The 23,883-nt window shown below is 64.7% G+C and carries 20 protein-coding genes and 1 pseudogene; 11 read left to right on the top strand and 10 right to left on the bottom strand.

Going from position 1 to position 23,883, the window contains the following annotated elements:
• From ACODSP_RS18725 to ACODSP_RS18690, 8 genes and pseudogenes are all read left to right on the top strand, one after another.
• Positions 1–692: pseudogene (locus ACODSP_RS18725) on the top strand (beta strand repeat-containing protein); the annotation flags it as partial.
• Positions 693–836: 144 nt separating this feature from the next.
• Positions 837–1,289: a hypothetical protein gene (locus ACODSP_RS18720; RefSeq protein ID WP_488967070.1), complete on the top strand. Its 453-nt coding sequence runs from the start codon at positions 837–839 to the stop codon at positions 1,287–1,289.
• 405 nt (positions 1,290–1,694) lie between these two features.
• Complete coding sequence (locus ACODSP_RS18715) at positions 1,695–3,284, top strand: sigma-54-dependent transcriptional regulator (RefSeq protein WP_488967069.1); 1,590 nt, start codon at positions 1,695–1,697, stop codon at positions 3,282–3,284.
• A 22-nt stretch (positions 3,285–3,306) separates the two neighbouring features.
• Positions 3,307–3,630 (top strand): hypothetical protein, encoded by a 324-nt coding sequence (locus ACODSP_RS18710; RefSeq protein ID WP_054165702.1) that lies wholly within the window; start codon positions 3,307–3,309, stop codon positions 3,628–3,630.
• A gap of 140 nt (positions 3,631–3,770) precedes the next feature.
• Positions 3,771–3,962: a hypothetical protein gene (locus tag ACODSP_RS18705; protein ID WP_488967068.1), complete on the top strand. Its 192-nt coding sequence runs from the start codon at positions 3,771–3,773 to the stop codon at positions 3,960–3,962.
• Between the two features lie 335 nt (positions 3,963–4,297).
• Positions 4,298–5,074, top strand: a complete 777-nt coding sequence (exbB, locus tag ACODSP_RS18700; RefSeq protein WP_488967067.1) for a tonB-system energizer ExbB — start codon at positions 4,298–4,300, stop codon at positions 5,072–5,074.
• A 5-nt stretch (positions 5,075–5,079) separates the two neighbouring features.
• Complete coding sequence (gene exbD / locus ACODSP_RS18695) at positions 5,080–5,520, top strand: TonB system transport protein ExbD (RefSeq protein WP_488967066.1); 441 nt, start codon at positions 5,080–5,082, stop codon at positions 5,518–5,520.
• Entirely contained in the window at positions 5,517–6,218 is a 702-nt protein-coding gene (locus ACODSP_RS18690) for an energy transducer TonB family protein (RefSeq protein ID WP_488967065.1), read from the top strand. The genes exbD and ACODSP_RS18690 overlap by 4 nt, the downstream gene beginning before the upstream one ends.
• 164 nt (positions 6,219–6,382) lie before the next feature.
• Here the strand turns inward: ACODSP_RS18690 and ACODSP_RS18685 are convergent, their stop codons facing one another.
• Positions 6,383–9,517, bottom strand: coding sequence for an efflux RND transporter permease subunit (locus ACODSP_RS18685; protein ID WP_488967064.1), 3,135 nt, complete (start codon positions 9,515–9,517; stop codon positions 6,383–6,385).
• Entirely contained in the window at positions 9,514–10,932 is a 1,419-nt protein-coding gene (locus tag ACODSP_RS18680) for an efflux RND transporter periplasmic adaptor subunit (RefSeq protein WP_488967063.1), read from the bottom strand. Before ACODSP_RS18680 ends, ACODSP_RS18685 begins: the two co-directional genes overlap by 4 nt.
• A 321-nt stretch (positions 10,933–11,253) precedes the next feature.
• On the opposite strand from ACODSP_RS18680, the gene ACODSP_RS18675 reads away from it, so the two are divergent.
• Positions 11,254–12,246, top strand: coding sequence for a glycoside hydrolase family 43 protein (locus ACODSP_RS18675; RefSeq protein ID WP_488967062.1), 993 nt, complete (start codon positions 11,254–11,256; stop codon positions 12,244–12,246).
• Positions 12,247–12,274: 28 nt separating this feature from the next.
• The gene (locus ACODSP_RS18670) at positions 12,275–13,225 is read left to right on the top strand and encodes an alpha/beta hydrolase (protein WP_488967061.1); all 951 of its coding nucleotides are present in this window, start codon (positions 12,275–12,277) and stop codon (positions 13,223–13,225) included.
• 8 nt (positions 13,226–13,233) lie between these two features.
• Here ACODSP_RS18670 and ACODSP_RS18665 read toward each other — a convergent pair whose 3' ends face one another.
• The 8 genes from ACODSP_RS18665 to ACODSP_RS18630 form a co-directional block, all read right to left on the bottom strand.
• Positions 13,234–13,476 (bottom strand): DUF1272 domain-containing protein, encoded by a 243-nt coding sequence (locus tag ACODSP_RS18665; protein ID WP_488967071.1) that lies wholly within the window; start codon positions 13,474–13,476, stop codon positions 13,234–13,236.
• A gap of 100 nt (positions 13,477–13,576) precedes the next feature.
• On the bottom strand, positions 13,577–14,350 hold the full coding sequence (locus ACODSP_RS18660) for an amino acid ABC transporter permease (RefSeq protein ID WP_488967060.1): 774 nt from the start codon (positions 14,348–14,350) through the stop codon (positions 13,577–13,579).
• A complete protein-coding gene (locus tag ACODSP_RS18655; protein ID WP_488967059.1) occupies positions 14,347–15,153 on the bottom strand; it encodes a transporter substrate-binding domain-containing protein in 807 nt (268 codons plus the stop codon). The genes ACODSP_RS18660 and ACODSP_RS18655 overlap by 4 nt, the downstream gene beginning before the upstream one ends.
• 247 nt (positions 15,154–15,400) lie before the next feature.
• Entirely contained in the window at positions 15,401–15,862 is a 462-nt protein-coding gene (locus ACODSP_RS18650; protein ID WP_245924101.1) for a spore coat protein U domain-containing protein, read from the bottom strand.
• 602 nt (positions 15,863–16,464) lie between these two features.
• Positions 16,465–17,898 carry a mannose-1-phosphate guanylyltransferase/mannose-6-phosphate isomerase gene (locus ACODSP_RS18645; protein ID WP_488967058.1) on the bottom strand — a complete coding sequence of 478 codons (1,434 nt, stop codon included), beginning with the start codon at positions 17,896–17,898 and terminating at the stop codon, positions 16,465–16,467.
• Positions 17,899–18,034: 136 nt separating this feature from the next.
• Positions 18,035–19,549 (bottom strand): tetratricopeptide repeat protein, encoded by a 1,515-nt coding sequence (locus ACODSP_RS18640; RefSeq protein WP_488967057.1) that lies wholly within the window; start codon positions 19,547–19,549, stop codon positions 18,035–18,037.
• A 136-nt stretch (positions 19,550–19,685) separates the two neighbouring features.
• Positions 19,686–20,504: an enoyl-CoA hydratase/isomerase family protein gene (locus ACODSP_RS18635; RefSeq protein WP_102115034.1), complete on the bottom strand. Its 819-nt coding sequence runs from the start codon at positions 20,502–20,504 to the stop codon at positions 19,686–19,688.
• Positions 20,505–20,777: 273 nt separating this feature from the next.
• Positions 20,778–22,064, bottom strand: a complete 1,287-nt coding sequence (locus ACODSP_RS18630) for a class I SAM-dependent methyltransferase (protein WP_488967056.1) — start codon at positions 22,062–22,064, stop codon at positions 20,778–20,780.
• 434 nt (positions 22,065–22,498) lie between these two features.
• Between ACODSP_RS18630 and ACODSP_RS18625 the strand changes: the two genes are divergently transcribed.
• Entirely contained in the window at positions 22,499–23,788 is a 1,290-nt protein-coding gene (locus ACODSP_RS18625; protein WP_488967055.1) for a porin family protein, read from the top strand.
• Positions 23,789–23,883 lie beyond the last annotated feature (95 nt).

The following is a 23,883-nucleotide window of genomic DNA, read 5'->3' as shown; positions in this document are numbered from 1 at the left end:
GTGTCCTGACGACGACCCAGATCGCCTCGCTGACCACCACCCAGGTGCGTGGCATTGAGACAACCGATCTGGCCGCCCTCTCCACCACCCAGATCGGTGGCCTGACCACGACCCAGATCACGGCCCTGACCACGACACAGGTGGTTGGTATCGAAACCACTGACATTGCGGTACTGACCAGCACGCAGCTGGCGGGTCTGACGGCCACTCTGGTTCAGGGTCTGACGACGACCCAGGTCGCAGCCTTCACCTACACTCAGGTCGGCCAGTTCAGCACAACCCAGATCCGGGCGCTGGAAACCAGCGACATCGCGGTTCTGGGAACGGCGCAGGCCACCATCCTGAACAGCACGCAGTTGGCGGCTTTGACCACAACCCAGGTCGCTAACTTCAGCACCACGTCAGTGGCTCAGCTGACGGGTGGCCAGCAGTTCCCGGTCTTCACTTCCACCTTCGTATCGGGTCTGACCACGACCCAGCTGTTTGTACTGAGCTCGACACAGATCGCTGCCTTCACCACCACGGGTATCATGGGTCTGAGCACGACGCAGATTTCGTCGCTGTCCACCACCCAGGTCGGTGGTCTGGAGACGACGGATATCGCGGCGATGAACACCACCCAGATCGCTGGCTTCACCTCCACACAGGTGTCGTCGATGACCTCCGCTCAGATCAACGCCCTGTTCATGTAATCTTGATCCAGGCGAGGGCCGGGTCTGTCCCACGGGACGGGCCCGGCCCTTTCCTTTTGTGCGGGCCCCATACGATGGGTCACATTGCCCTGACAGTTCGCGTCGGTCAGGATAAGGCATTGCCAATCACCCCGACGGGCACCGATGCATCATCGCCAGATTCTCGATATGGCCCTGCGGGAACTGCCCGCCGCCAAGGCTGCCTATCTTTCCCGTGTGGCTGATAACCTGTCCCGCGATCCGACGCTGGATGAGCGGTCGCACCTGCTCTACCCCGTACTGGCTGCTGCCGCAGCCGGCATCGAACCTGTGCTACCGCCCCCCGAATGCGCTGCACTGGTCATGGCTTTTCTGACCAACCATGCGGATGGCATCGCACACGCACTCTATTCACCGGCTTATCTGCGCGATGGGGCGGCGGCGATGGCGCCCTGGGCTGCACGGCTGCAAGCCGGGATTTCCATTGCCATCATGGACCAGTTGCAACGCGGCACCCTGGTTCTGGATGAACCCAAGGTCTGGCGCTTCAGCAGCAGCATGAGGGAGCAGCCCCGCTTCCCCTATGGGGAGGGGCCGGAGGACGAGGATCAGGATTGATCGGGGAAAGTCCGGCACGGCGACCGGGGCGGGCCGCCGTGCCGACAAGGTACCGCATCTTTGCCCTGAACCGAAAAGTGGGCCCGGCGGCGGGGCTGCCGGTGAGGCGGCGCAGTGGAAACGATCCAACCGGATCATCTGGCCCTGCGGCGTCTGCATAACCGTCCGGGCTGCGGCCCTTGACGGCTAACGATTGTGGCGACCTCTTTCATCGCCTCTAAATCCGGTATCAACAGAGCAATTCACGGGCCAGTTGCCCGAAACCGGCTGTTTCCCTGGATCCCAAACATGGAAACACCCCTGTATGTCATGCCGGAAGCCACCGTCCATTGCCTTTTGCAATCACCTTCTATCATTCAGCAAGACGTCCTTGCTGAACGCAACGCCCCATGCAATCATCCTTTTATGCTGACCGAACCCGCCCGTATCCTGATCATTGAACCGGCTCCATCCCTGTCACATGCCTATGTGGCGGCACTGAAGCGCGATGGGCATGCCCTGTCTGTTGTCGATGGTGGGGCGGCGGCGCGAAAGGCCTTGGCGGCCACGGGCGGCACTGATCTGCTGCTGATAAATCTGCAACTGCCCGATGGCCCCGGCATTGACCTGCTGCGAGACCTGACCCAGGCGGGCCTGGCTGCCCGGGCCATCGCCTTGACGGCGCAGGGGTCGGTTCAGGTGGCCGTGGATGCCATGCGGGCAGGTGCCGCCGATGTGCTGCTGCTACCGGTGGGCACAGACCGGCTGCGCGGCGCTGTCTCTACGGTCCTGGCACAGCCGGTGCCGACGCGTGAGGCCGGGGGCAAGGCGCCGAAGGCCAAGGGCGCCAAGGCCACAGCGGCGGAACCCACCGTCACCGAATATTCCTTCTACGGCTTCATCGGCGCGTCGCCACCCATGAAGGCGGCCTATCGCCTGATTGAGGCGGCGGCACCATCCAAGGCCACTGTTTTCATCACCGGTGAAAGTGGTACCGGCAAGGAGGTTTGCGCCGAAGCCATCCATCGCCGCAGCCCACGCGCCCAAGGCCCCTTCATCGCCATCAACTGTGCCGCGATTCCGAAGGACCTGATGGAGTCGGAGATTTTCGGCCATGTGAAGGGGGCCTTCACAGGGGCCAGCACCGACCACGCCGGTGCGGCGTTGCAGGCCGATGGCGGCACCCTGTTCCTGGACGAAATCGGCGAGATGGACTTGTCCCTGCAGGCCAAGCTTTTGCGCTTTCTCCAGACCGGCATGGTCAAGAAGGTGGGCAGCGAGAAGCTGGAGCCGGTGGATGTGCGCATCGTCTGCGCCACCAACCGCGATCCCTATGCCGAAGTGCAGGCGGGCCGGTTCCGCGAGGATCTGTTCTACCGCCTGCAGGTGATCTCCATCGAACTGCCGGCGCTGCGCGAACGCGGCGACGACATCCTGCTGATCGCCCGCCACTTCCTGGAGAAGTATGGTCGGGAGGAGCGCAAATCCTTCAGGGGCTTCGATAAGGAAGCCGAGGGCATCCTCCAGACCTATGCCTGGCCCGGCAACGTCCGGCAGCTGCTGAATGTCGTGCGCAATGTCGTGGTGCTGAATGACGGGGACGAGATCAAGCCCTTCATGCTGCCGCCGCCCCTGAACAAGCCGACCATGATCGTGCCGCCGATTCTGCATGATCCGCGCTGGGCGGCGGTCGCCGGCCCCCTGGCCAGCCAGATCGGACAGGCCTTCCCGGCCCTGGCCGCCCCGCCGTCGGGGCCATTCGGGGGCCTTGGCATTCCGGGCGTACCCATTCCCGGCATCGGCCCGGCCACGCCCGCGGCACCGCAACCGGCATCCGGCCCCGCCGACGCCTGGCAGAATGATGAACGCCGCATCCGCCCGCTTTGGCAGGTGGAGGAAGAAACCATCGATGAAGCCATCCGCCTGTGTCACGGCAATATCACCCGTGCGGCGGCTTTGCTGGAAATAAATCCCTGCACCATTTATCGTCGTCGCCAGAAAAAGCGTACGGGCTGAGACGGGAACGGAAAGAACGGCCATGATTACCGAGATCCGTCACATCATCTTCTCCAATGACGAACTGAAGCTGGTCTTTCAGTCGGTGCCGCTTGACGGGTTCGACCCTGCCCGCCGCATCACCCGCATCCAGGTGGTGGAGGGTCCCCCGCCTTCCATCCGCATCCAGAGCGAGGCGGCCGGCGGTGGTGCGCGGTCGGAGCTGGAGGTGGAAAGCTATCAGCTGGCCCGTCTGATGGTCGCCTATTGCCGCGACAAGAAAATCCCCCTGCCCAAGGATGCGCTGAAAACCATCCACGCCCAGGGGGACGCGCTCTGCTTCTCGATCATGAGCACACTGGGCTGACCCTAACCGGTTTTTCCATAGGCATATGCCAATGGAACAGGTCGCGGCTTGGATTCCTTCTGAAACCACCCTATATTTTATGATGTAGGAACAGTCCCGGTGGGCAATCACCGGTTCACGACCAGACGGAAGACACGCACATGGACGTCAGCAGCTCTGCCGGCTATGCCACGGCCCTGAAACAGCTGAATATTACGCAGCAGTTTCAGACCGCACAGGTGCGCGCCTCCTCCGACCAGTCGCAGCAGGTGACCAATCTGCTGGCGGGGGGCGGTTCAACCCGTCCCGCGGCGACCGGTGGCCGTGGCCAGATCGTCGATATCCAGGCCTGATCCCACCATCTCAAGATTCTCCGAACCTAAAAGGGCCCGGTCGGCAAATCGACCGGGCTTTTCCTTTTGTACCAAGGGGCATGACCTATGCCCCTTGGAGGCCGCCGACCGGCGGCCCGCGCACCCATGTGCGCGTAAGCCGAGCCGCCGGATGGCGGCGCCCGGCGGCTGAGGGAACAGGTAACGACCAAGAGCCATGATCCATGGCTCTTGGTCTTGAGCGCCCATCCCAGGCGCGACGTTTCGGCACGACACCTGCGCCGCGAACGCAGTTGCAACTCAATCGCATGTGCAGTACCACCAGACCGGGACATGTTTCCTTATGGGGGGCTGCGATGGCGAAGCGGAAATTCGGGTGGATCGTGGCGGGTACTGCCCTGTCTGGGCTGCTGGCCGGGCCGGCACTGGCGGAACCGTCGCTGGGCGGCCATGCCTTGTCGCCCTGGGGCATGTTCATGGCCGCCGACTGGGTGGTCAAATCGGTGATGATCGGTCTGGCCGGGGCGTCGGTCGCCACCTGGACCATCTTCATCGCCAAACTGCTGGAATTGTCGGCGGCCAAGCGCCGGGCCGCTGCATCGCTGGCCCGGCTGGACAGCGTCCGGGGTCTGGCCGATGCCACCGCCGGCCTGAGTGATGGCCGCGACCCGGCGGCACCGCTGCTGCATGCCGTGCTGGAGGAAATGGAGCAGTCGGTCGACCTGCCGCCTGACGGGATCAAGGAACGCGCCGCCAGCCGGCTGGAACGGATCGAGGCGGCAACGGCACGGGCCAGCGCGCGGGGCACCGGTGTCCTGGCCTCCATCGGCGCCACGGCCCCCTTTGTGGGTCTGTTCGGCACCGTCTGGGGCATCATGAACAGCTTTATCGGCATCGCCGAAAGCCACACGACCAATCTGGCCGTCGTGGCACCGGGCATCGCGGAGGCACTGCTGGCCACCGCCATCGGTCTGGTGGCCGCCATCCCCGCCGTGCTAGTCTATAACGCCCTGACGCGCAGCATCGGTGGTTACCGGGCCCAGGTGGGCGACATTGCCGCTGCCGTCCTGCGCCTGCTGTCGCGGGATCTGGATCGGCGGGGCGTGAAGCCGCGTCTGCGCGCCGCGGAGTAAGGGCCATGGCCGCCAAGCTGCGCACCGGCGGGGATGATGACCTGTCGGAAAATCACGAGATCAATGTCACGCCCTTCATCGATGTGATGCTGGTGCTGCTGATCATCTTCATGGTGGCGGCGCCGCTGGCCACCGTCGATGTGCCCGTCGACCTGCCGGCATCCAGCGCGCCGCAGGCCGAGCGCCCGTCCAAGCCGCTGTTCCTGTCGGTAAAGGCCGACCTGTCGCTGGCCATCGATGAGACGCCGGTGGCCGGCAATGATGCCCTTGCCGCAGCCCTGGACGCGGCCACGAGCGGGGACAGGGAACAGCGTGTGTTTCTGCGCGCCGACAAAACCGTTGCCTATGGCGACTTGATGCTGGTGATGAACACGCTGCGCGATGCCGGCTATCTGAAGGTGGCGCTGGTCGGCCTGGATGGGGCCGCGGTGGGGGCCGCACCGTGACCGGTGTGGCGACCCTGCCCGTCGGCGGCGTGCGCTGGCCGCTGGCCTTTGCGCTGGCGGTCGGGGCGCATCTGGCCGTGGCCGGCTTCGTCGCCTTGAAACCCCATGCACCGCCCCCCGTGGCGCCGCCGGTACCACCCCCGGCCCTGCTGCTGGATCTGGCCCCACCGGCGCTACCACCGCCCCCTCCCCCGCCGCCACCCAAACCGATGGCACAGGCACCGACGCCAAAGCCGCCGCCGGTGATTGAGCGTGCGGTGGCAAAGCTGCCGCCACCACCGCCCCGGCCTGCCCCCCGCAGTGAACCGGTGGCGGAGATACCGCCGCAACCGGTCGCCACACCGGCCCAGGCCCTGGCAGAAACCGCACCCGCCCCGCAGGCCAGTGCCCCGTCAGGGCCACCGCCCGATGCCCTGGCCGCCTTTCAGGGGCGGTTGATGGCGCATCTGGGCAAGCATAAGCGCTATCCCATGAGTGCGCGGCAGCGGCGGCAGCAGGGAACCGCCTGGGTCCGCCTGACCCTGGACCGCAATGGCCGCGTCCTGTCACGGCAGTTGGAACGCAGTTGCGGGGTGGAGGCACTGGACCGGGAGGCGGAGGAGTTGCTGGACCGTGCCCAGCCCCTTCCCCCCATCCCCCCGGAACTGGGACAGGACCAGATGGAACTGGTCCTGCCCGTGGAGTTCAGCCTGCGTTGAGGGCGCGTTATGATTCCTGACCGGTCATATCGCCCCGGTGTTTTCATCGTAGCGCGGATTAGCGAAGCGTAATCCGCGGAGCGACGCTGGGGTTCCCGCAGATTACGGCTACCGCCTAATCCGCGCTACGCAAAACGGTCCGTCATCATTTCGTGCCGGTGGCATCACACCGCCGCCACCGGCTGCCGCCGGCCAAACCGGCCCCGGACCCAGCCGATCCCCCGCTTGGCATCTTCTACCAGCATCAACAGGGCCGGCATCAGCAGCAGGACCAGAACCGTGGCCGTCCCGATGCCGAAGACGAAGGTGATGGCCATGGGCACCAGGAAGGCTGCCTGGAAGTCCGTCTCCGTCAGCAGCGGCAACAGGCCGAAGATGGTGGTCAGCGAGGTCAGCAGCACCTGGCGCAGCCGTTCTGCCGCCCCATGCACCACGGCACTCTCCACCGCTTCCCCGTCCTTGATGCGGTCATCGATGCTGCTGACCACCTGGATGCTGTCATTCACCAGCACGCCGGCCATGCCCATGATGGCGATATAGGACCAGATCGTCATATCCGCCCCCATCACCCAATGGCCGAAGATGGTGCCGGCGATGGAGAAGGGAATGATCATCAGTACTGCGACGGGCCGGGCGAAGCTGCCCATGATCCAGGCCAGCACCAGATAGATGGCCCCCAGCGACACGAACATGCCCATCATGAAGTCGGACCAGAACTCCTCTTCCTGACGCGACCCGTCATTCTGGTCCTTCTTGACACCATATTTCTCCATGATGCCGGGCAGGTGGTTCTTCTCGATATCGCTGCGGATTTCCCCAGAATTGCCCTTCAGATGGTCCACCTCGGCAAAGATCGAGACGGTACGCTGGCCCTTGTTGCGCAGGATGCGGGACAGGCCGGGCCGTTCCGACAGTTCCACCACATCGGCCAGCGGCACCTGCATGCCGGTGGGGGAGCGCAGCTTCAGGCTGGCCAGCAGCGCCTCCGTCTGGTCGCTTTCCGGCAGGCGGACGCGCACCGTCACCTCTTCATCGCCCTTGGCAAAGCGCATGGCGATGGCGCCGTCCATGGCATCACGCAGCTGGCGACCCACATTCTCGGTGGTGAAGCCCAGGGCCTCGCCCCGCGGGGTGACCTTGACCACCAGTTCCGGCTTGCCCGCCGGCAGGTTGTCGCGCGCCCCGCTGACCCCGCCATAGGTCATGATGATTTTCTTCAGCTCCTCCGACGCGGCCTTCAGCACATAGGGGTCGTTATGGACCAGACGGAAGCCGAAGCCGTCGCCGCCGAACCCATCCTGTTCGGTGGAGAAGATCACCTGATCGATACCGGGCTGCAGCTTGGTCTCCGCCTCCCACTTCTTCATGATCTCGGGCAGGCGCTGTGCGCGGTCATCGGCGACGGAGAATTCGACCTTCATGGAGCCGATATAATCGCCCACCTGTTCGGGCAGGTTGTTGCCCGTGGTGACGCCCAGCTTGCCGAACGTCATCTTCACGATGTCGCCCCGCTTCAGGCCATAGGCGGCCTCCACGCGGTAAAGGGCGGCTTCGGCCTCGTCGATCTGCTTGGCCACCACCTCACGCGGGGTGCCGGGGCTGAACAGCAGGTTCAGCTGCGCCTGGTTGCCCTCCGGCTGCGGGAAGAAGGCGAACTTCACATGGCCGCCGGCCTGCAACCCGATGGCCAGCGCCATGATGGTCAGGGCCGATGCCACCGTGATGCCGCGATTATGCGTGGCCCAGGCGATGGCCTGCGTAAACGGCCCGTCACGAAAGGCGTTGAACTTTTCCTCAAACGCCACGCGCAGCTTCGACGGCGGTGACTTCTGCCCCTTTTCCAGCGCGTGCCGCATGTGCGACGGCAGCATCAGGAAGCAGCCCAGCAGCGAGGCGATGATGACGGCGATGGAGATGGCAGGCAGCGGCAGCACATACTGCCCCGTGGTGCCGCGCATCATCAGCATCGGGCCGAAGGCGGCGATGGTGGTGATGGCGGCGGCCGTGACGGGCCAGAACATGCGCTGGGCCGCGCGTTCCACGGCCTTGGTCGGCTCCATGCCCTTATCCATCAGGGTCTGGCCATATTCGGCCACCACAATGGCATCGTCACAGATGATGCCCGTCATCATGATCAGGGCAAACAGGCTCATCACATTGATGCTTTGCCCGATCAGCACCATGATGGCGAAGGTGACCAGGAAGCTGACCAGAATGTCGATGGCGATCCAGAAGGTGACCCAGGGCCGCAGGAACACGACCAGCACGGCCATGACCAGCACCATGCCGCCCACAGCATTGTCCATCAGCATGCCGATGCGGTCTTCCAGCGCGTCGGAATTGCGGTCATAGCTTTCGACCGTCACGCCGGGCGGCAGGGTCGGGCGCAGCTTTTCCAGATAGGCATCCACCCGTTCGGTGATGGCGATCAGGTTGCCATTTTTGGAGGTCTGGAGCGACAGGTTGATGGCGGGGTTGCCATTGCGCCGTCCCGTGACGCCCCGGTCGTCGAAGGAGTCGCTGACGGCGGCCACCTGCCCCATGGTCACGCGCCGGCCCTGTTCATCGGTGCGCAGGGTCAATCCGGCGACACCGGCGGCATCATCCTGCCGGCCCATGGACCGCATCTGCTTTTCGATATTGCCCGACAGGGTGCCCGACGGCACATCGGTCGATGCCTGGGCCAGACGCTGGGCAATCGATCCCAGGGTGGTGTCGAGCCGCTGCAGCTCCGCCGCCGGCACCTCCACCCAGATCTCGGCACTGCGCAGGCCGGACATATAGACACGGTCCACGCCCTGTGTCGTCACCCCATCACGCACCTGCTTGGCCAACGCGCGCAAGGCCGGTTCCGGCAGCGGGCCGGAAATGGCCAGCTCCATCAGCTCATCGGTGATGGTGAAGCGGTTGATGATGGGGCGTTCCGCGCTCTGCGGCAGGGTGGTGATATTGTTGATGGCGCTTTCGACCTCCGACAGGGCCTTGGCCATGTCGGTGCCATGCTTGAAATTGACGAACAGTTCGCCGATGCCTTCGCGCGACCGGCCCGTCACCTCATCAACGCCTTCCAGGAAGCGGACTTCGCGTTCCATGGCCTCGATGATGGACCGGTCGATATCGTCGGCGGATGCCCCCTGCCAGACTGTGCCGACATAGATGCCCGGCACGTCAAAGTCCGGTTCCATCTGCCGTTCCAGCTTGGCCAAGGCCCAGAAGCCGGCGATCATCATCATGATCATCAGGATATTGGCCGCCACCTTATGGCGGATGAAGGTGCGGATCAGGCCGGCGCTGTTCATTCGCTCTTCTCCCCGGCCTGGGCCTTATCCTGGGTGTCCTTGGGCGGATTGGTGGCGACCTGGGCATCCGTACCCGGCGTCTCACGGACCGCGACCTTCAGGCCGGGTCCGATTTCCTGGAACCGGGTGGTCACCACCTTGGCCCCGTCGCTCAACCCCTTGTCGATGAACACGGCATCGCTGGTGCGGGCGACCACATGCACCTTGGTGCTTTCCAGCCGGCTTTCGGCATTGGCGATATAGACCGTGTCATTGCCATGCACCGCCGTGACAGGCAGGCGATGGACCGCGACATAGGTGCGGTCGGGCAATGCCACCTCTACAAAGGCGCCGGGGCGCAACGGCTGATCCAGGCTTTGTGCCTCCAGCCGCACGAAAATGGTGACGCCGCCCGTGGCCGTGTCGATCCGGTCGATCACCCGTTCCACGGTTGCGGGATAGGTCAGGCGCTGTTCACCCAGCTTCCAGGTCACCTCTGCCCGGCGGCCCACCACACCCGCCCCGTCGGCGGCCAGTCTTCCATAGGCCTCGGTCGACAGGGTGACGCGGGCCTCCAGCCCTTCCGTGCCCGACAGGGTGGCGACCTGATCGCCCGCCGACACGCGCATGCCCACTTCCGCCTTGGTCTGGCCGACAAAGGCATCGAAGGGTGCTGTCAGTTTGGTACGGGCCAGATCGGTTTCAACCCGGTCCAAGGCCGCCTTCAACCGGTCGATGGCCGCTTCCTGCTGACGTACGCGCGCGGCCCCGGCCTGGGACCCGTTTTCCATGGCGGCCAGGGTCTGGCGTTCTGCCGCCAGGGCCCCTTGCGTCTGTTCCAGCCGGGCGATGGAGATGGTGCCCTTCTCATAGAGGGACTGGGCGCGGTCCTGTTCCCGCTCCTTGATGCCCAACTGCTGGCGCGCCAGTTCGGCACGCGACTTCTCTGCTGCCGCCGTTGCGCGCAGCTCGTCCAGCCGGGCCTTGGCCTCGGCCAGCTGTGCCCGCGTCTCCCGCACCGTCAGTTCATAATCCCAGGGGTCGATCTCCAGCAGCGTCTCGCCCGCCTTCACCAGACCGCCATCGCGCAGGGCCGGCGACACCGCCTTGACCGTACCGGCCACCAGGGGCCGCAATTCCGCCGAACGCCCGGCGACCAGCGTGCCCATCAGGTTCATGTCCGGGCGGTGGTCGGCGCGGGCCACATTGACGGCATCGACGGACCAGACCCGTTCGGGCCGGTCTTCTCGCGCCACTTCCGGCTTGCTGGCCACCATCAGCGAGAAACCGCTGACACCCAGCAGCAGCACGCCGCCAATGGCCACCACCCGCTTGGCGCGGGGTCCCAGGGCCGCCCATTTCGGCAGGCGCAGCCGATCCCCCCAGCCGCGCAGCGCCCAATGACGCCCCATCTGTACCGTCCCCACCTTTTCCATGCCGTCCCCCGTCTGCCTGGCCATCGCCATTAATTGGATGGGCGGGCCGCACCTTCCCCGGCACGGCCCCACCCCTGGGGCGCCATGATTGCAGCCGGTGTGCCAGTGACGGAAATGGCGGAAACCCTGGGTTTTCTGATGGCGCCCACCTCTGGTCGATGGCCGGCGGCACCATATTTTCGCCTTATTGGCAAATCATCGCGATTTTCGCCATGCCCGCCGCCGACACCCTCGGCGCCATTGGAAGGGGAGTTCGTTGACGGCTAAATAATCTTATTATATTGTTAATGAAAAATATAACCCTGGGAGGATTGTGCCGTGATGAAGAACCGGCCTTGCCTGTCGGCCACATTGTTAGCGCTAACAGTTTCCATCGCCTCCCCCGCCCTGGCACAGACGGGATCGAACCCCATCATCCGCGACACGTTCACGGCCGATCCCGCCCCCCTGGTGGTGGGCGACCGGCTTTATCTCTATGTCGGGCATGACGAGGCGCAGCGCGACGAGATGTTCAACATGAAGGAATGGCTGGTCTATTCCACCACCGACATGAAGAACTGGACCCGCCATGGCCCCATCATGAAGGTGGCGGATTTCAAATGGGCCAAGAAGGATGCCTGGGCGTCACAGACCATCGAACGCCATGGCAAGTTCTGGTTCTATGCCGCCGTCGAACATGACAATACCCATCCCGGCAAGGCCATCGCAGTCGCCGTGTCCGACAGCCCGACCGGCCCGTTTGTGGATGCCAAGGGATCGGCGCTGATCACCAATCAGATGACGCCCAAGGGCACCCATAGCTGGGAAGATATCGACCCGACCGTCTTCACCGATGATGACGGCACGACCTGGATCGCCTGGGGCAACCGGCAATGCTATATCGCCAAGCTGAAGCCCAACATGATCGAGATCGACGGCCCGATCACGGAGATCACGCCCCCGCATTTCGAGGAAGGTCCCTGGCTGCACAAGCGTGGCGATCTCTATTACCTGACCTATGCCTCACTCGACCGCGCCACCCACCGGGATGAAAAAGTGTCCTATTCCACGGCCACCTCGATCCAGGGTCCCTGGACCTATCGCGGCGAACTGACGGGATCGGGCAAGTTCAGTTTCACGATCCATCCCGGCATCGCGCAGTTCAAGGGCAACTGGTACCTGTTCCTGCACAATGCCACCCTGACCATCGGCGACCTGAACGGCGCCCTGGGCCGGCGCGCCGTCACGGTGGAACATCTCCACTATAATCCCGACGGCACGATGAAGCCGGTGATCCAGACGGAAGCGGGCATCACCGCCCCGCCTGCCCGCTGAACCCATAATAATCAATCGAACAGGGAGAATGACCATGGGGCTGACCGGCACCATCCGCCGCACCGCGACAATACGGGCAACACTCACGGCGATCTTGATCGCGCTGGCCCTGCCGGCACAGGCGCAGAATGACAGGATGACGCCCATCGCCATCCCGGCACAGCCGGCGGCGATTGAGCTGGGCACCGGCCCCCTGCCCGATGCCAAGGTGCCGGAATCCTGGCACAGCCAGTATGGCAGCCTGTTCGCCCGCAATGTCACGGTTGCCACCCTGACCCCCTTCCTGCCCGACCCGGCCAAGGCGACGGGGGCAGCGGTGGTGGTGGCGCCCGGCGGCGGCTTCCGTACCCTGTCGATGAGCAATGAGGGCTGGGACGTGGCCAAGGCCCTGGCCGACAAGGGCGTGGCCGCCTTCGTCCTGAAATACCGGCTGAACCAGACGCCCGCCGAGATGCAGGCCTTTGAACAATCAATGCGGGAGATGTTTTCCGGGGCAGCCCGCCCGGCCCGGCCCAAGCCGGATGACATGATCGCCGCCATCGCCCCGCAGATCGCCGACGCCCGTGCCGCCTTCGCCCTGATCCGCCGGCGCGCCGCCGAATGGCGGGTCGACCCGGATCGGATCGGCATGGTCGGCTTTTCCGCGGGCGCCATGCTGACCATGGCCACCGCCGTGGCTGGACAGGATGCGAAACCCGCCTTCATCGGCAATATCTACGGCCCGCTGGCCGCCATGAATGTGCCCGCCGATGCCCCGCCGCTGTTCGTGGGGCTGGCCGCAGACGATCCCCTGTTCGGCAATACCGGATTCGGCCTGATCGAGAACTGGCGGGCGGCCAAGCGGCCCGTGGAATTCCACCTGTTCGAACAGGGCGGCCATGGCTTCGGCATGTACCAGAAGGAAACCACCAGCACCGGCTGGTTTGACGCCTTCACCCGCTGGCTCGCCATGCACGGCTATCTGAAGCCCAAGGGCTGAGCGACTGTTCAGAACGCAAGCGCGCCACATTTTTCCGGCTTGAACACCCGCACCGTCGACGGCGGTGCCCCGGCCCATTTCGCCTGCGCGCGCGTGGGCCGGGGCGACAGGGTACCGCCGCAATTGGGGCAGCGCCCCCGCAGCCGCCCTTCGGCGCAATCCCGGCACCATGTACATTCGAAGGAGCAGATGAAGGCCCCCTCCTGGTCCGCCGGCAGATCCCTGTCACAGCATTCGCAGCCCGGTCGCATATCCAACATCGTCCCCTCCCTGATCACCCGTGACAGTGAAACGGCAAACCGCGCGACGGGCAAGGCCGGGACCGGACAGGTGGCGGACCTTTCCGGCCTTTCACCCCTTCACCCCCCACCGCCCCTCCAGCCAGCGTGACAGGCGCGACAGCAGCAGCAGGATCACCAGATATTCCAGGGCCAGCAGCGTATAAAGCTCCAGCGGGCGATAGGTCTGGGTCTGCAATTCGGTGGCGCGGCGGGTCAGTTCGGCCAGCCCGATGGCGGACGCCAGCGAACTGTCCTTCACCGTATGGATGAACTGCCCCACCGTGGGCGGCAGCATGCGGCGCAGGGCCTGCGGCAGCACGATGCGCCGCAGGGTCAGCCAACGGCCCATGCCCAGCGATTGCGCTGCCTCCACCTGCCCCCGCGCTACGCCTTCGATCCCGGCCCGGAAAATCTCCGACAGGAAGGCTCCTGCATTCAGGGCCAGCGCAATCACCGCCGCCGTGAAGGGCGTCAGGTCGGCGATCCAGCCCAGAAGGGCGAACCCCACCCCATCCGGGTCCAGCCCCTGCACCAGAATGGGCAGCGCATAAAACACCCAGAGCAGCAGCACGAACAGCGGCAGGGTCCGCATCAGCTCCACATAGGCACCGCTGACCATCCGCACCAGCCGCCAGCGGCTGCCCCGCGCGATGGCGGTCAGCAGGCCGATGACCATGGCCAGCCCCAAGGCCGCCGCCGACAGGCCCAGGGTCAGCCCGGCGCCGGCCAGCAGGAAGGACAAGTTGCCCAAACCTTCGTCCGTGCGCGGGTCAACAATATGCCACCCCTCCCCGCCGCAGCCCGACAGCAGAAGGAGCGGTAGCAGGGGCAGGCCGCGTCTCACCGCACCGTCCCCGTGCCCTCGAACCATGTCTTGAACAGCCCGTCAAAGAACCCGTCAGCCAGACGCGCATCGACCCATTTATTGAGCCATAGCATCCATTCGCCATCGCCCGGCAGGGTCATCATGGCATTTTCCGTATCGGTGCCGGGCCGTGCCCCCTGGGTCAGCATGGTCAGCTGCGGATATTGCCGCCCGATCTTAGTCAGGAAATAGAGATTGTCGGTAAAGGCCGCCTGTGCCCGGCCTGCCAGCACCTCGGTGAAATCGATGACGGGATCGGCGACGGACAGGATGCGGGCCTGGGTGAAGACCTTTTTGGCCATGGTCTCCGGCGCTGTGCCCTGCTGCACCGAAATGGTCACGCCCGGCTGGTCCAGATCGTCCCAGCTTTTGAAGCGCTCGACATCCTTTTTCAGGATCAGGGGAATGAAGGTTGGGCGCAGATAGGCCTTGGTGAAGGCCACGGCCCTGGCCCGTTCCGGGGTCACCGTCACACCAGTCGCGGCGATATCATATTTGCGGGCCATCAGTCCGGCGACAAGCGTCGGCCAGGTGGCCTGCACCAGTTGCAGCTTCACGCCCAGATCGACAGCCAGCCGTTCGGCCACCCGCACCTCATAGCCCTGAAACCCGCCCGTCTTCACATCGCGGAAGGAATAGGGGAAGTAATCCCCCGTCATGCCCACGCGCAGCACCCCCGCCTTGCGCACCTTTTCCAGAAGTGATGCCCCCTGCGCCATGACGGGTCCGGCCAGGGTCGTGGCAAGGGCAGCAAGGATCAGGTCGCGGCGATAAAGGCGCATGGCGGCTCCGGCATGGATGGCGCCCCATGGTTGCCGCACTGCGAAACGGGGTCAACAGGGAAAGCAGGCACCCTGAAAGACAAAACCCCCGCCCGGTTGCCCGGACGGGGGAGCAGGCTGGAACTGCCCGATGAAACTTTACGAGAGCGGTCGAAGTCCGCTCCGGCGGCGGCTGCCGCCGCGCCGCACGTGCGGCGTGAAGCCAAGCCGCGGATGCGGCGCTGGCGCCTGAGGAACTGAAAGCCCCTTACTTGGCAGCGATGGTGACAGTGACGGTGTCGGCATAGTCGCCGGCGATGTACTGGTCGGAGGCGGCGATGGTGACCTTCAGGTCGGACTTCTTGCCGAACTGCGCGGTGGCGCGGTCAACGACCATCTGGCTGGTCAGGGCGCCGCCCTGGCCGTCATAATTGACGGAGTAATCGATGGTGAAGTTGCCGGACTTCAGCTTGCCGGCATTGGCCGAGGCGAGCGTGATCTTGTAGCCGGAGCCGGAATTGCAGGTCTCGGTGACCGAACCGACCGTCTTGGCGGTTTCGCCGGCCTTGAGCGCCAGCGACTGGTTCAGGTCCTGGACGGCGATGGTGCAGGACAGAGCAACATTGCCCTTCAGCTGGATCGTGCCGGACGCGTTCTGGGCCATGGCGGGGGCGACGATGGCGGAAGCGATCAGGGCGGCGGCGGCGGTCTTGGCGAAGAACTTGGTCATGTCGGTCTCCATCGGTTCGTTGGGGTGAGGCGTTGTTGCCTTCATGGGAACCTAGGATTGCAGCCGACGTGCCAAGCTTTGGCACACCCTGGAGGTTGAGGATTTCTGCGGGTCTGGGGCGACGTTTACCCTCCATTGATATATTGCAATCTGCAAAACTGCGAAACGCATGCTGCTATATGCAAATATCATTGCAAAATGAAAGGGGCGTCGCCGCCCCTTCACAACCTAACCTTTGGGATAGGATAATTTATGGTCTGTCAGGTTTTAATGGAATCATATTGCCATTGCCTCAACAGCCATCCCCGCGAAAGCGGGGACCCAGCGAGAGCGGCGATGGCCGCGATATGACTCATACCGGCGCTAACCGCGCCTTACGCTGGGTTCCCGCTTTCGCGGGAATGACAATGGGGGGTGCTTCAACCTAACAGGGTGCGGAAAAAGGCTTTCGCGTCGCGAGGGCGGGGGATTTTCGGCAAGATTAGGAAAGGCAGAAGCACGATACTGGTGGTATATTGCGAGGACTTGACGCGAGATTGCCGAAAATAACCCAACCGCAGTAGCGAAATGGTTTTTCCGCACCCTGCTAAATCTGACAGCCTCTAGGCCCGTCCGTAATGATCTTCGATGCGCAGGATGTCATCGGGGCTGATAATGGCACCTGTCTGCACCTCGATCAGGCACAGGTCGGTGTCGCCGTCATTTTCCAGACGGTGGGGGATACCGGCAGGAATGAAGACGCTTTCATTGACGCGGACAATACGCCGCTCCTCGCCCAGTGTCACCTTTGCCTCCCCCTGCACCACCACCCAATGTTCGGCCCGGTGATCGTGCTTTTGCAGGGAGATCTTGTGGCCGGGGCGGATGGTCAGGCGCAAAACCTGAAAGCCGGGGGCCGCATGCACCAGATGCGAATAGCCCCAGGGGCGGTAGGTGCGGCGATGGTCCAGCCGTTCGGTCCGCCCCTCCGCCTTCAACCGGTCGACAACGGCCTTTACATCCTGCACGCGGGCGCGGTCGGCAACCAGGACGGCATCGTCGGTGGTGATGACCACAAGGTCCTTCACCCCCACCAGCGCCGTCAGCCCGACCTCGCCACGCACCAGATTATTGCTGGCATCGACCAGGATGGCATCGCCCAGCACGGCATTGCCGCCGCCATCCTTTTCCGCGATATCCCACAGCGCGCTCCAGGCGCCCACATCGGTCCAGCCGATGTCGCAGGGCACGATGGCGGCACTGTCCGTCTTTTCCATGACGGCAAAATCGATGGAGATGTTGGGCGCCTTGGCAAAGGCTTCCGCGTCCAGGCGCAGGAAATCCAGATCGACCCGCGCCGCCGCGATGGAGGCATCCGCCGCCGCCAGCGCGTCGGGGGCGTGGCGTTCCAGTTCGGCCACGAACCGGTCGGCGCGGAACAGGAACATGCCGCTGTTCCACAGGTGCCGCCCGCCCGCCAGATAGGCCTGCGCCACATCCAGCTTTGGCTTTTCCGCGAACTGCCTCACGGCAAAGGCGCCGTCCGCACCCGGCACAGCCTCGCCCTTCTCGATATAGCCATAGCCGGTTTCCGGGCTGGTCGGCTGAATGCCGAAGGTCACCAGCTTGCCCTGCTGTGCGGCCACAGCACCCGTTGCCACCGCCGCGCGGAATGCGTCGGGCGCCAGGATGGCGTGATCGGCGGGCAGCAGCAGAACCAGGGCCTGCGGATCACGCCGCGCCGCCAGCCGTGCCGCCACAGAAGCCGCCGGGGCGGTATTGCGCCCAAACGGTTCCAGCACCAGTTCGGTGGGACGGATGCCCACCTCCTGCAGCTGTTCGGCAATGGCGAAGCGGTGTTCCTGATTGCAGATGACGATGGGGTCGGCGAAACCGAAATCCCGGCCCACGCGCAGGGCCGTTTCCTGGATCATGGTCCGGTCGCCGCACAGGCTCAAAAGCTGCTTGGGAAACCGCTCCCGCGATACCGGCCACAGGCGGGAACCCGACCCGCCGGACAGAAGAACGGGGATGATGGTGGTGATGCTGTCGGTCATCTCTACACGCGGGGCAAAAATAGCAAACCGTAGGTCAGGTCGAGGCAACAGCCTCGCCCTGACAGCGAAGGCTTTTAATCCATATCTGTCAGGGTTCGCCTTCGGCTCAACCTGACCTACGGAACTGAGTGCGGTTTTAACGCTGGGCGATGGCCAGAACGCCCTCGACGGCCCGGCCACCCTCATAACGCAGCACCATGGGCATCAGTTCCAGAACCTTTAGCCCCGCCTCATTGAGGCTTTCCTGCAAATGGGCCGGATCATGGGCATAGCGCCCACTTTCCTGCAGGATATAGGGCTTGCCGCCCGATGCCGTTTCCGCCGACACCATCCACAGGCCACCGGTCCGCAGGGACGCGGCCACCTGCCGGAACAGGTCGCCCACCTCCCCGAAATAGCACAGCACGTCACCCGCCACGATGACATCAAAGCTGGCGGGCCGGGCGATCAGATAGGCGCCCAGTTCCGCCTGATCCAAGGAGGAGTAAAGCCCCCGGCGCAGCGCCTGCTGCAACATGGACAGCGACAGGTCGACACCCGTCAGGTTCTTGGCATAGGGCGCCAGATGCGGGGCCGCCAGACCGGTGCCGCAGCCAGCATCCAAAATGTCCTTGTCGCCCTGGCCCGGCCCCAGATGGCGCTGCAAGGCCTCGCCCAGCGCTTCCGGCACGGCATAGCCCAAGGCACCGATCATCTCGTCAAACCGCTTGGCCGACGCATCGAAGGTCTGGGACAGATAGGCATCGCTGGCCCGCGCCGGGGCCGGCGCCTGCCCCAGGGCCGCCAGCGTATGCTGATACTGCGCCGTCTCCCCGGCCACCCCGCGCCAACTTTCCAGCAGGCTTTTCAGCGTAGCTTCGTCGCCCGTGCGGCGCAGATTGGCGGCAACGGACCCCAGCTCCACTTGTGCCGGCGTGCTGTCGGGCGCCAGTTTCAGGGCTTTCAGGGCCGCATCGGCCGCCATGTCCAGCCGCCCGACCCCGCGCCAGGCCAGGGAGATGTTGATATGCAGCGATGAACTGTCGGGGTCCATGGCCAGCGCCTGTCCGAAACAGGCGATGGCCTCATCATAATACCCGGCCTCGGCCAGGGTCAGGCCCAGGTTGGAATGGGTGATGGTCAGATCGGGACGCAGGCGCAGCCCCAGACGGAACTGCTCGATCGCCTCTTCCTGGCGGCCCAGGCGACGCAGGACCAGACCCAAATTGCTGGCCGCCTCGGCATAATCGGGCCGGGCCTTCAGGGCGTTGCCATAATGCTCTGCCGCGATTTCGATATGGCCGACATCATAGAACAGGGTGCCCAGGTTGTAATAGGCCTCGGCGAACAGCGGCTCCCGCTCCAGCGTGTTCAGGTAATGGTTGGCCGCGTCATGCGACCGCCCCTGTGCCTGGGCCACGGCCCCCTGGTTGAAATGATAGATCGGGTTGTCCGGCTCCAGTGCCGTCGCCGCCGCATAGGCCTGCGCGGCACCGTCATAATCCTCCAGCGTTTCCAGGGCGACACCCAGGTCGGCGCGCAGCGTGGCATCGCCCGGATCATCCAGGATCGCCTCGCGCAGCAGGGCCACAGCCTCGGCATGGTTACCGGCATCCATCGCCATGCGGCCCATGTCCGCCGGGCCACCCACGCCAATGGAGATGTCACTCATGCCCTGTTCCTTCCTGACCGCCGGTTCCGGGATGCTCGCAGGCTCCCGTCTTTTCCGGCGCTCAAGATAACCGCTTGGAATCGCGAAGGATAGGGGTCCTTCACGCGCCTGCCCATAAAGGTAGGATCAGCCAGCCTCAGCACTTGCCGAAGAAGGGCTTGCGCCGCTCGACAAAGGCGGTGATCCCCTCGGCAAATTCAGGGCTGTCGATGGCCGACAGGAAGGTCTCCCGTTCCGCCGCCAGCTGCTGCTGGAAATTATGCTCCAGCGACAGATACAGCAGACGCTTGGTCCGTCCCGATGCCAGGGCGGCACCGCCCGCCAGCTTGCGCGCCACGCACCGCGTTTCCTCGGCCAGCATGGGGGCCGGGCAGATGCGGTTGACGATACCCAGTTCCAGCGCCTCCAGCGCCGTCAGGCGCCGGTCCAGCAGCGCCAGTTCCGCCGCGCGGCGGGACCCGACCAGGCGCGGCAGGGCATGGGTGGCGCCCGCCTCCGGCGTGGTGCCCAGGGGACCATAGGCCATCTGGAAAATCGCACGGTCCGACGCCACGACCAGATCGCAGGCCAGCGTGATGCCGATGCCGGGGCCGGCGGCGGTACCGTGAATGCCGGCGATCACCGGCTTTTCCATGCGGCGCAGCGCCGTGACGGCCTGATGGGTGAAATCGATCAGGCGGGCAATATGGTCGCGCCGTTCGGCGGCGGGTGCCGACAGCAGCTTGTGGAACGCCAGGATATCGCCGCCCGACATGAAGCTGGTGCCCCGGCCCGTCAGCACCAGCACCCGCACCTTGGGATCATTGGCGGCGGCGGTCGCGGCCTCGGCAAAGGCGGCGGCCATGTCCAGGTTCAGGGCGTTCAGGCAATTGGGCCGGTTGAAGGTGATCTCTGCCACCCCTTCCCCGCCATGGCGGGTATAGAGCAGGCAATCGCTGGTGGTCACGGTGCTCATGGCGCCTCTCCCCTTTGCCGGCGGCCCCCTCCGGGCCTGTCGGGCGAAGAGTATCAGAGGTTTCGCGAAAGGGGGGAGCGGAAAGGTAATGACCTTCCGCACACTACCGGATCACTGCAATCTGCCTTGATCGTGACCGATCCAGGCAGATTTGATGTTCCCTCAGGCGCCGGGCGCCGCCATCCGGCGGCTTGGCTTACGGCACCATGGGGTGCCGGGCTGGCGGTCGCCAGCCTCCAATCTGCCAAGGGTCGAACCCTCGGCAGATTGGTATCATTCCAGAACCAGGGCCACCTGCCCCGTAAAGGGGCTGATGGCGATATGCCGGAACCGCGCGCCGGTGCGGGCCGCGAACTCACCGAAGGCCTTGAATTCATGCTCGGCCCAGGTCCGGTTGCCGATGAATTCATCAAAGACCAGTACCGACCCCGCCACCAGCCTGGGTTCCAGATCGCGCAGCACCGTGACGGTGGAGCTATAGATATCGCAGTCGATATTGACGAACCGCACCGGCCCCGGATGGGCCGCCAGAAATCCCGGCAGCACATCATCGAACCAGCCCTTGTGCAGGCTGACATTGTCCGGCATGGCGGGCAGCGGGACGGCGTCGCCATCACCCAGGCTGAAGGTCCCCGCCATCTCATTGCCCCAGCCTTCGGGCAGGCCTTCGAAACTGTCGAACCCGTGCGCATGCTGGCCGGCAGCCGCCGCGATATGGCGCAGCGATGTCCCCCGCCGCACCCCAAATTCCAGCACCAGCCCCGGCACCCTGGCCTGCGACAAGGCAAAGCGCAGCAGGTCGGCGGACACCCCGAATATCCGGCAATCCGCCGCCATCTGCCCCACCAGCGCGCGGGCACCATCCAGGATGGGCGACGGCACCGCCCCCGCCGCATCCCCGCCCGTCAGCACCTCATAGGCCGCCAGGAAGCCCGCATATTTGCGGTTGGCACCCGGACTGGTCACCGCCCGGCGCAGCCGTTCCTTCGCAGCATTCAGACCCTGATCCCCGATGACACAGGCATGGCTGGCGAACCAAGCTGCGCCATGGCCTGGGTCCTCTGCCACGATCACATCGAAATCGGCCAGCGCCCCGGCGGGATCGCCCAGGTAATGGCGCGACAGGGCACGGTGATAGCGTACACCCTTGTTCAACCGCCCCGCCGCCGCCTCGGCATCAACCAGCGCAATGGCCTCTTCATAGCGGGCATCACGGCGCAGGGCATTAGCCAGCATCTCCGTCACCCGCGCATCCAGGGGGTCGGCGTCATGCATCGCCGCCAGGATCGGCACCGCCGCATGCATCATGCCCAACCCGTTCAGCGCGCGGGCCAGATCGAAGCGCAAACCCGCATCGTCCGGACGGTCCAGCAAGGCGGCGCGCAGCAGCGGCAATGCCCGCCCATGCTCATTCATCCCGATCAGGGCGCGGGCCAGCAGTCCCATGCCGGCGGCATCCGCCGGCTCCCCACCCTGCGTCAGCACCCGCCGCGCCACACGGAACCGCCCCGCCTGCAAAAGCTGGTCGGCCTGCGCCAGGATATCAGGCGGGGTCTGCATAGGGCGGCTTCCGGTCTGTCTCTCGGCATATTCTGGTAGAGGCTGCGGAAGCGGAATGCAATCTCCCGCACCGACCCATATATCACGCAAAATATTTGTTATTGAAAAATGACAAAACCCGATTGACGAAGTGGGGAATTAAATTCAATATCCCCATTGATGGTGTTGAACCCATCCGCGGGCATTTGACCTGACAGCTTGCGCCGCGTCACCAAACGCTAAAGCGCCACGAAGCCTCGTGGTGTCCTGAACCTTGAAGGAGACACCCGATGACCTGCTGTTGTCCTTGACACGACAGAACGTCGCCACGGCATCCCTTATGCCGTAAGGCCCTGCTGATCACGCAAATCAAACCAAGGCCGGAACCGGCGCCTGCGGGCGACCGGCACGGGGGTCCTTATGCCCCACTGAACCCGGCCACAAGAACCAGATCCATGAAGGGAAATCTTATGTCCTCCTTCCGCTCCAAGACCGCTGCCCTGCTGCTGACGGGTGCTGCCCTTTCCGCCCTGTCCCTGCCCGCCGCCGCCCAATCGGCGTCGGAGGTTGAGGCCCTGCGCGCCCAGGTGCAGTCGCTGCTGGCCCGCATCGAAAAGCTGGAAAAGACCCCCAGCACGCCCGCCGGCCCGTCGGCCAGCCCCGCCGGCTTGCCGGCCAGCAAAGACGCCCCCCTGGTCGCCGCCGATGCCTACAAGGCACCGCAGGTGGTGCAGTCGGGCAATGGCAAGGTGAAGCTGACCCTGTCGGGGCAGATCGGTCGCGCCCTGATCGTGGCCGATGACGGTTTCGACAGCGACGCCATCCATGGCGACAACGCCACCGCATCGTCGCGCCTGCGCCTGTCCAGCCAGGCCAAGCTGGACGATAACTGGACCGCCGGCACCGATATCGAACTGGAAACCTCCTCGGCCTCCACCCGCAATACCGGTTTCGGCACCGACAGCGGCGCCTTCTCGGTGAATGAGCGCAAGGTGGAATTCTGGGTGCAGCACAAGGAATTCGGTCGTCTCTGGGTGGGTCAGGGCGACACCGCCACCAACCAGACCTCTGAAACGGACCTGTCGGGCACCAGCACCCTGATCAGCCATTCCGATATCGGCGCCACCTTCGGCGGCATCGCCTTCCGCAACAAGGCGACGCGCGCCAACGGCGTCACGATCAACAACGCCTTCAACAATTTCGACGGCCTGCACCGTGAGGATCGGGTGCGCTATGACACGCCCACCTTCGGCGGCGGCTTCCAGCTGTCGACCAGCTTTACCGAAGGCGGGGCCACCGATGGGGCCGTGCGCTACAACGCCAAGATCGGCGATACCGAAGTGGCCGCCGCCATCGCCTATGCCGACAATGACAGCCGCACCGGTTTCGACACGCAGACCAACGGCTCCATCTCGGTGAAGTTCGCCAATGGCTTCAACGTCACCGCCGCCGCCGGCACGCGCGACCTGGGCCCCCGCGACAGCGATTTCTGGTACGGCAAGGTCGGTTACATCGCCAAGCTGACCAGCATCGGCAACAGCGCCTTCGTGGTGGATTACTTCACACAGGAAGATTTCGCGGTGGCCGGCGCCGATGCCAAGGCCTGGTCGGTCGGCTATGTCCAGACCGTCGATGCCTTTGCGTCCGACTTCTATATCAGCTTCCGCAACCACAGCTACGACACAAGCACGGCGGATTTCAAGGACGTGTACGGCGTGATCACCGGCGCGCGCGTGCGCTTCTAAGATCACATCCCACCCCGGCGCGCTATCGTAGCGCGGATTAGCGAAGCGTAATCCGCGGAGCGACGCCGGGGACCGGGTTCCCGCGGATTACGGCT

The sequence above is a fragment of the Niveispirillum sp. FG156 genome (assembly GCF_057809555.1).
The sequence above is the reverse complement of the archived record's forward strand: the minus strand, read 5'-3'. Positions and strand labels throughout refer to the sequence as shown.

Bases quoted from the DNA above. Each gene is read 5' to 3' on its own strand.
- ACODSP_RS18720 (WP_488967070.1), top strand. From the start codon at position 837: ATGCATCATCGCCAGATTCTCGATATGGCCCTGCGGGAACTGCCCGCC.
- ACODSP_RS18715 (WP_488967069.1), top strand. From the start codon at position 1,695: ATGCTGACCGAACCCGCCCGTATCCTGATCATTGAACCGGCTCCATCC.
- ACODSP_RS18710 (WP_054165702.1), top strand. From the start codon at position 3,307: ATGATTACCGAGATCCGTCACATCATCTTCTCCAATGACGAACTGAAG.
- ACODSP_RS18705 (WP_488967068.1), top strand. From the start codon at position 3,771: ATGGACGTCAGCAGCTCTGCCGGCTATGCCACGGCCCTGAAACAGCTG.
- exbB (WP_488967067.1), top strand. From the start codon at position 4,298: ATGGCGAAGCGGAAATTCGGGTGGATCGTGGCGGGTACTGCCCTGTCT.
- exbD (WP_488967066.1), top strand. From the start codon at position 5,080: ATGGCCGCCAAGCTGCGCACCGGCGGGGATGATGACCTGTCGGAAAAT.
- ACODSP_RS18685 (WP_488967064.1), bottom strand. From the start codon at position 9,517: ATGAACAGCGCCGGCCTGATCCGCACCTTCATCCGCCATAAGGTGGCG.
- ACODSP_RS18680 (WP_488967063.1), bottom strand. From the start codon at position 10,932: ATGGAAAAGGTGGGGACGGTACAGATGGGGCGTCATTGGGCGCTGCGC.
- ACODSP_RS18675 (WP_488967062.1), top strand. From the start codon at position 11,254: ATGAAGAACCGGCCTTGCCTGTCGGCCACATTGTTAGCGCTAACAGTT.
- ACODSP_RS18670 (WP_488967061.1), top strand. From the start codon at position 12,275: ATGACCATGGGGCTGACCGGCACCATCCGCCGCACCGCGACAATACGG.
- ACODSP_RS18665 (WP_488967071.1), bottom strand. From the start codon at position 13,476: ATGCGACCGGGCTGCGAATGCTGTGACAGGGATCTGCCGGCGGACCAG.
- ACODSP_RS18655 (WP_488967059.1), bottom strand. From the start codon at position 15,153: ATGCGCCTTTATCGCCGCGACCTGATCCTTGCTGCCCTTGCCACGACC.
- ACODSP_RS18650 (WP_245924101.1), bottom strand. From the start codon at position 15,862: ATGACCAAGTTCTTCGCCAAGACCGCCGCCGCCGCCCTGATCGCTTCC.
- ACODSP_RS18645 (WP_488967058.1), bottom strand. From the start codon at position 17,898: ATGACCGACAGCATCACCACCATCATCCCCGTTCTTCTGTCCGGCGGG.
- ACODSP_RS18640 (WP_488967057.1), bottom strand. From the start codon at position 19,549: ATGAGTGACATCTCCATTGGCGTGGGTGGCCCGGCGGACATGGGCCGC.
- ACODSP_RS18635 (WP_102115034.1), bottom strand. From the start codon at position 20,504: ATGAGCACCGTGACCACCAGCGATTGCCTGCTCTATACCCGCCATGGC.
- ACODSP_RS18630 (WP_488967056.1), bottom strand. From the start codon at position 22,064: ATGCAGACCCCGCCTGATATCCTGGCGCAGGCCGACCAGCTTTTGCAG.
- ACODSP_RS18625 (WP_488967055.1), top strand. From the start codon at position 22,499: ATGAAGGGAAATCTTATGTCCTCCTTCCGCTCCAAGACCGCTGCCCTG.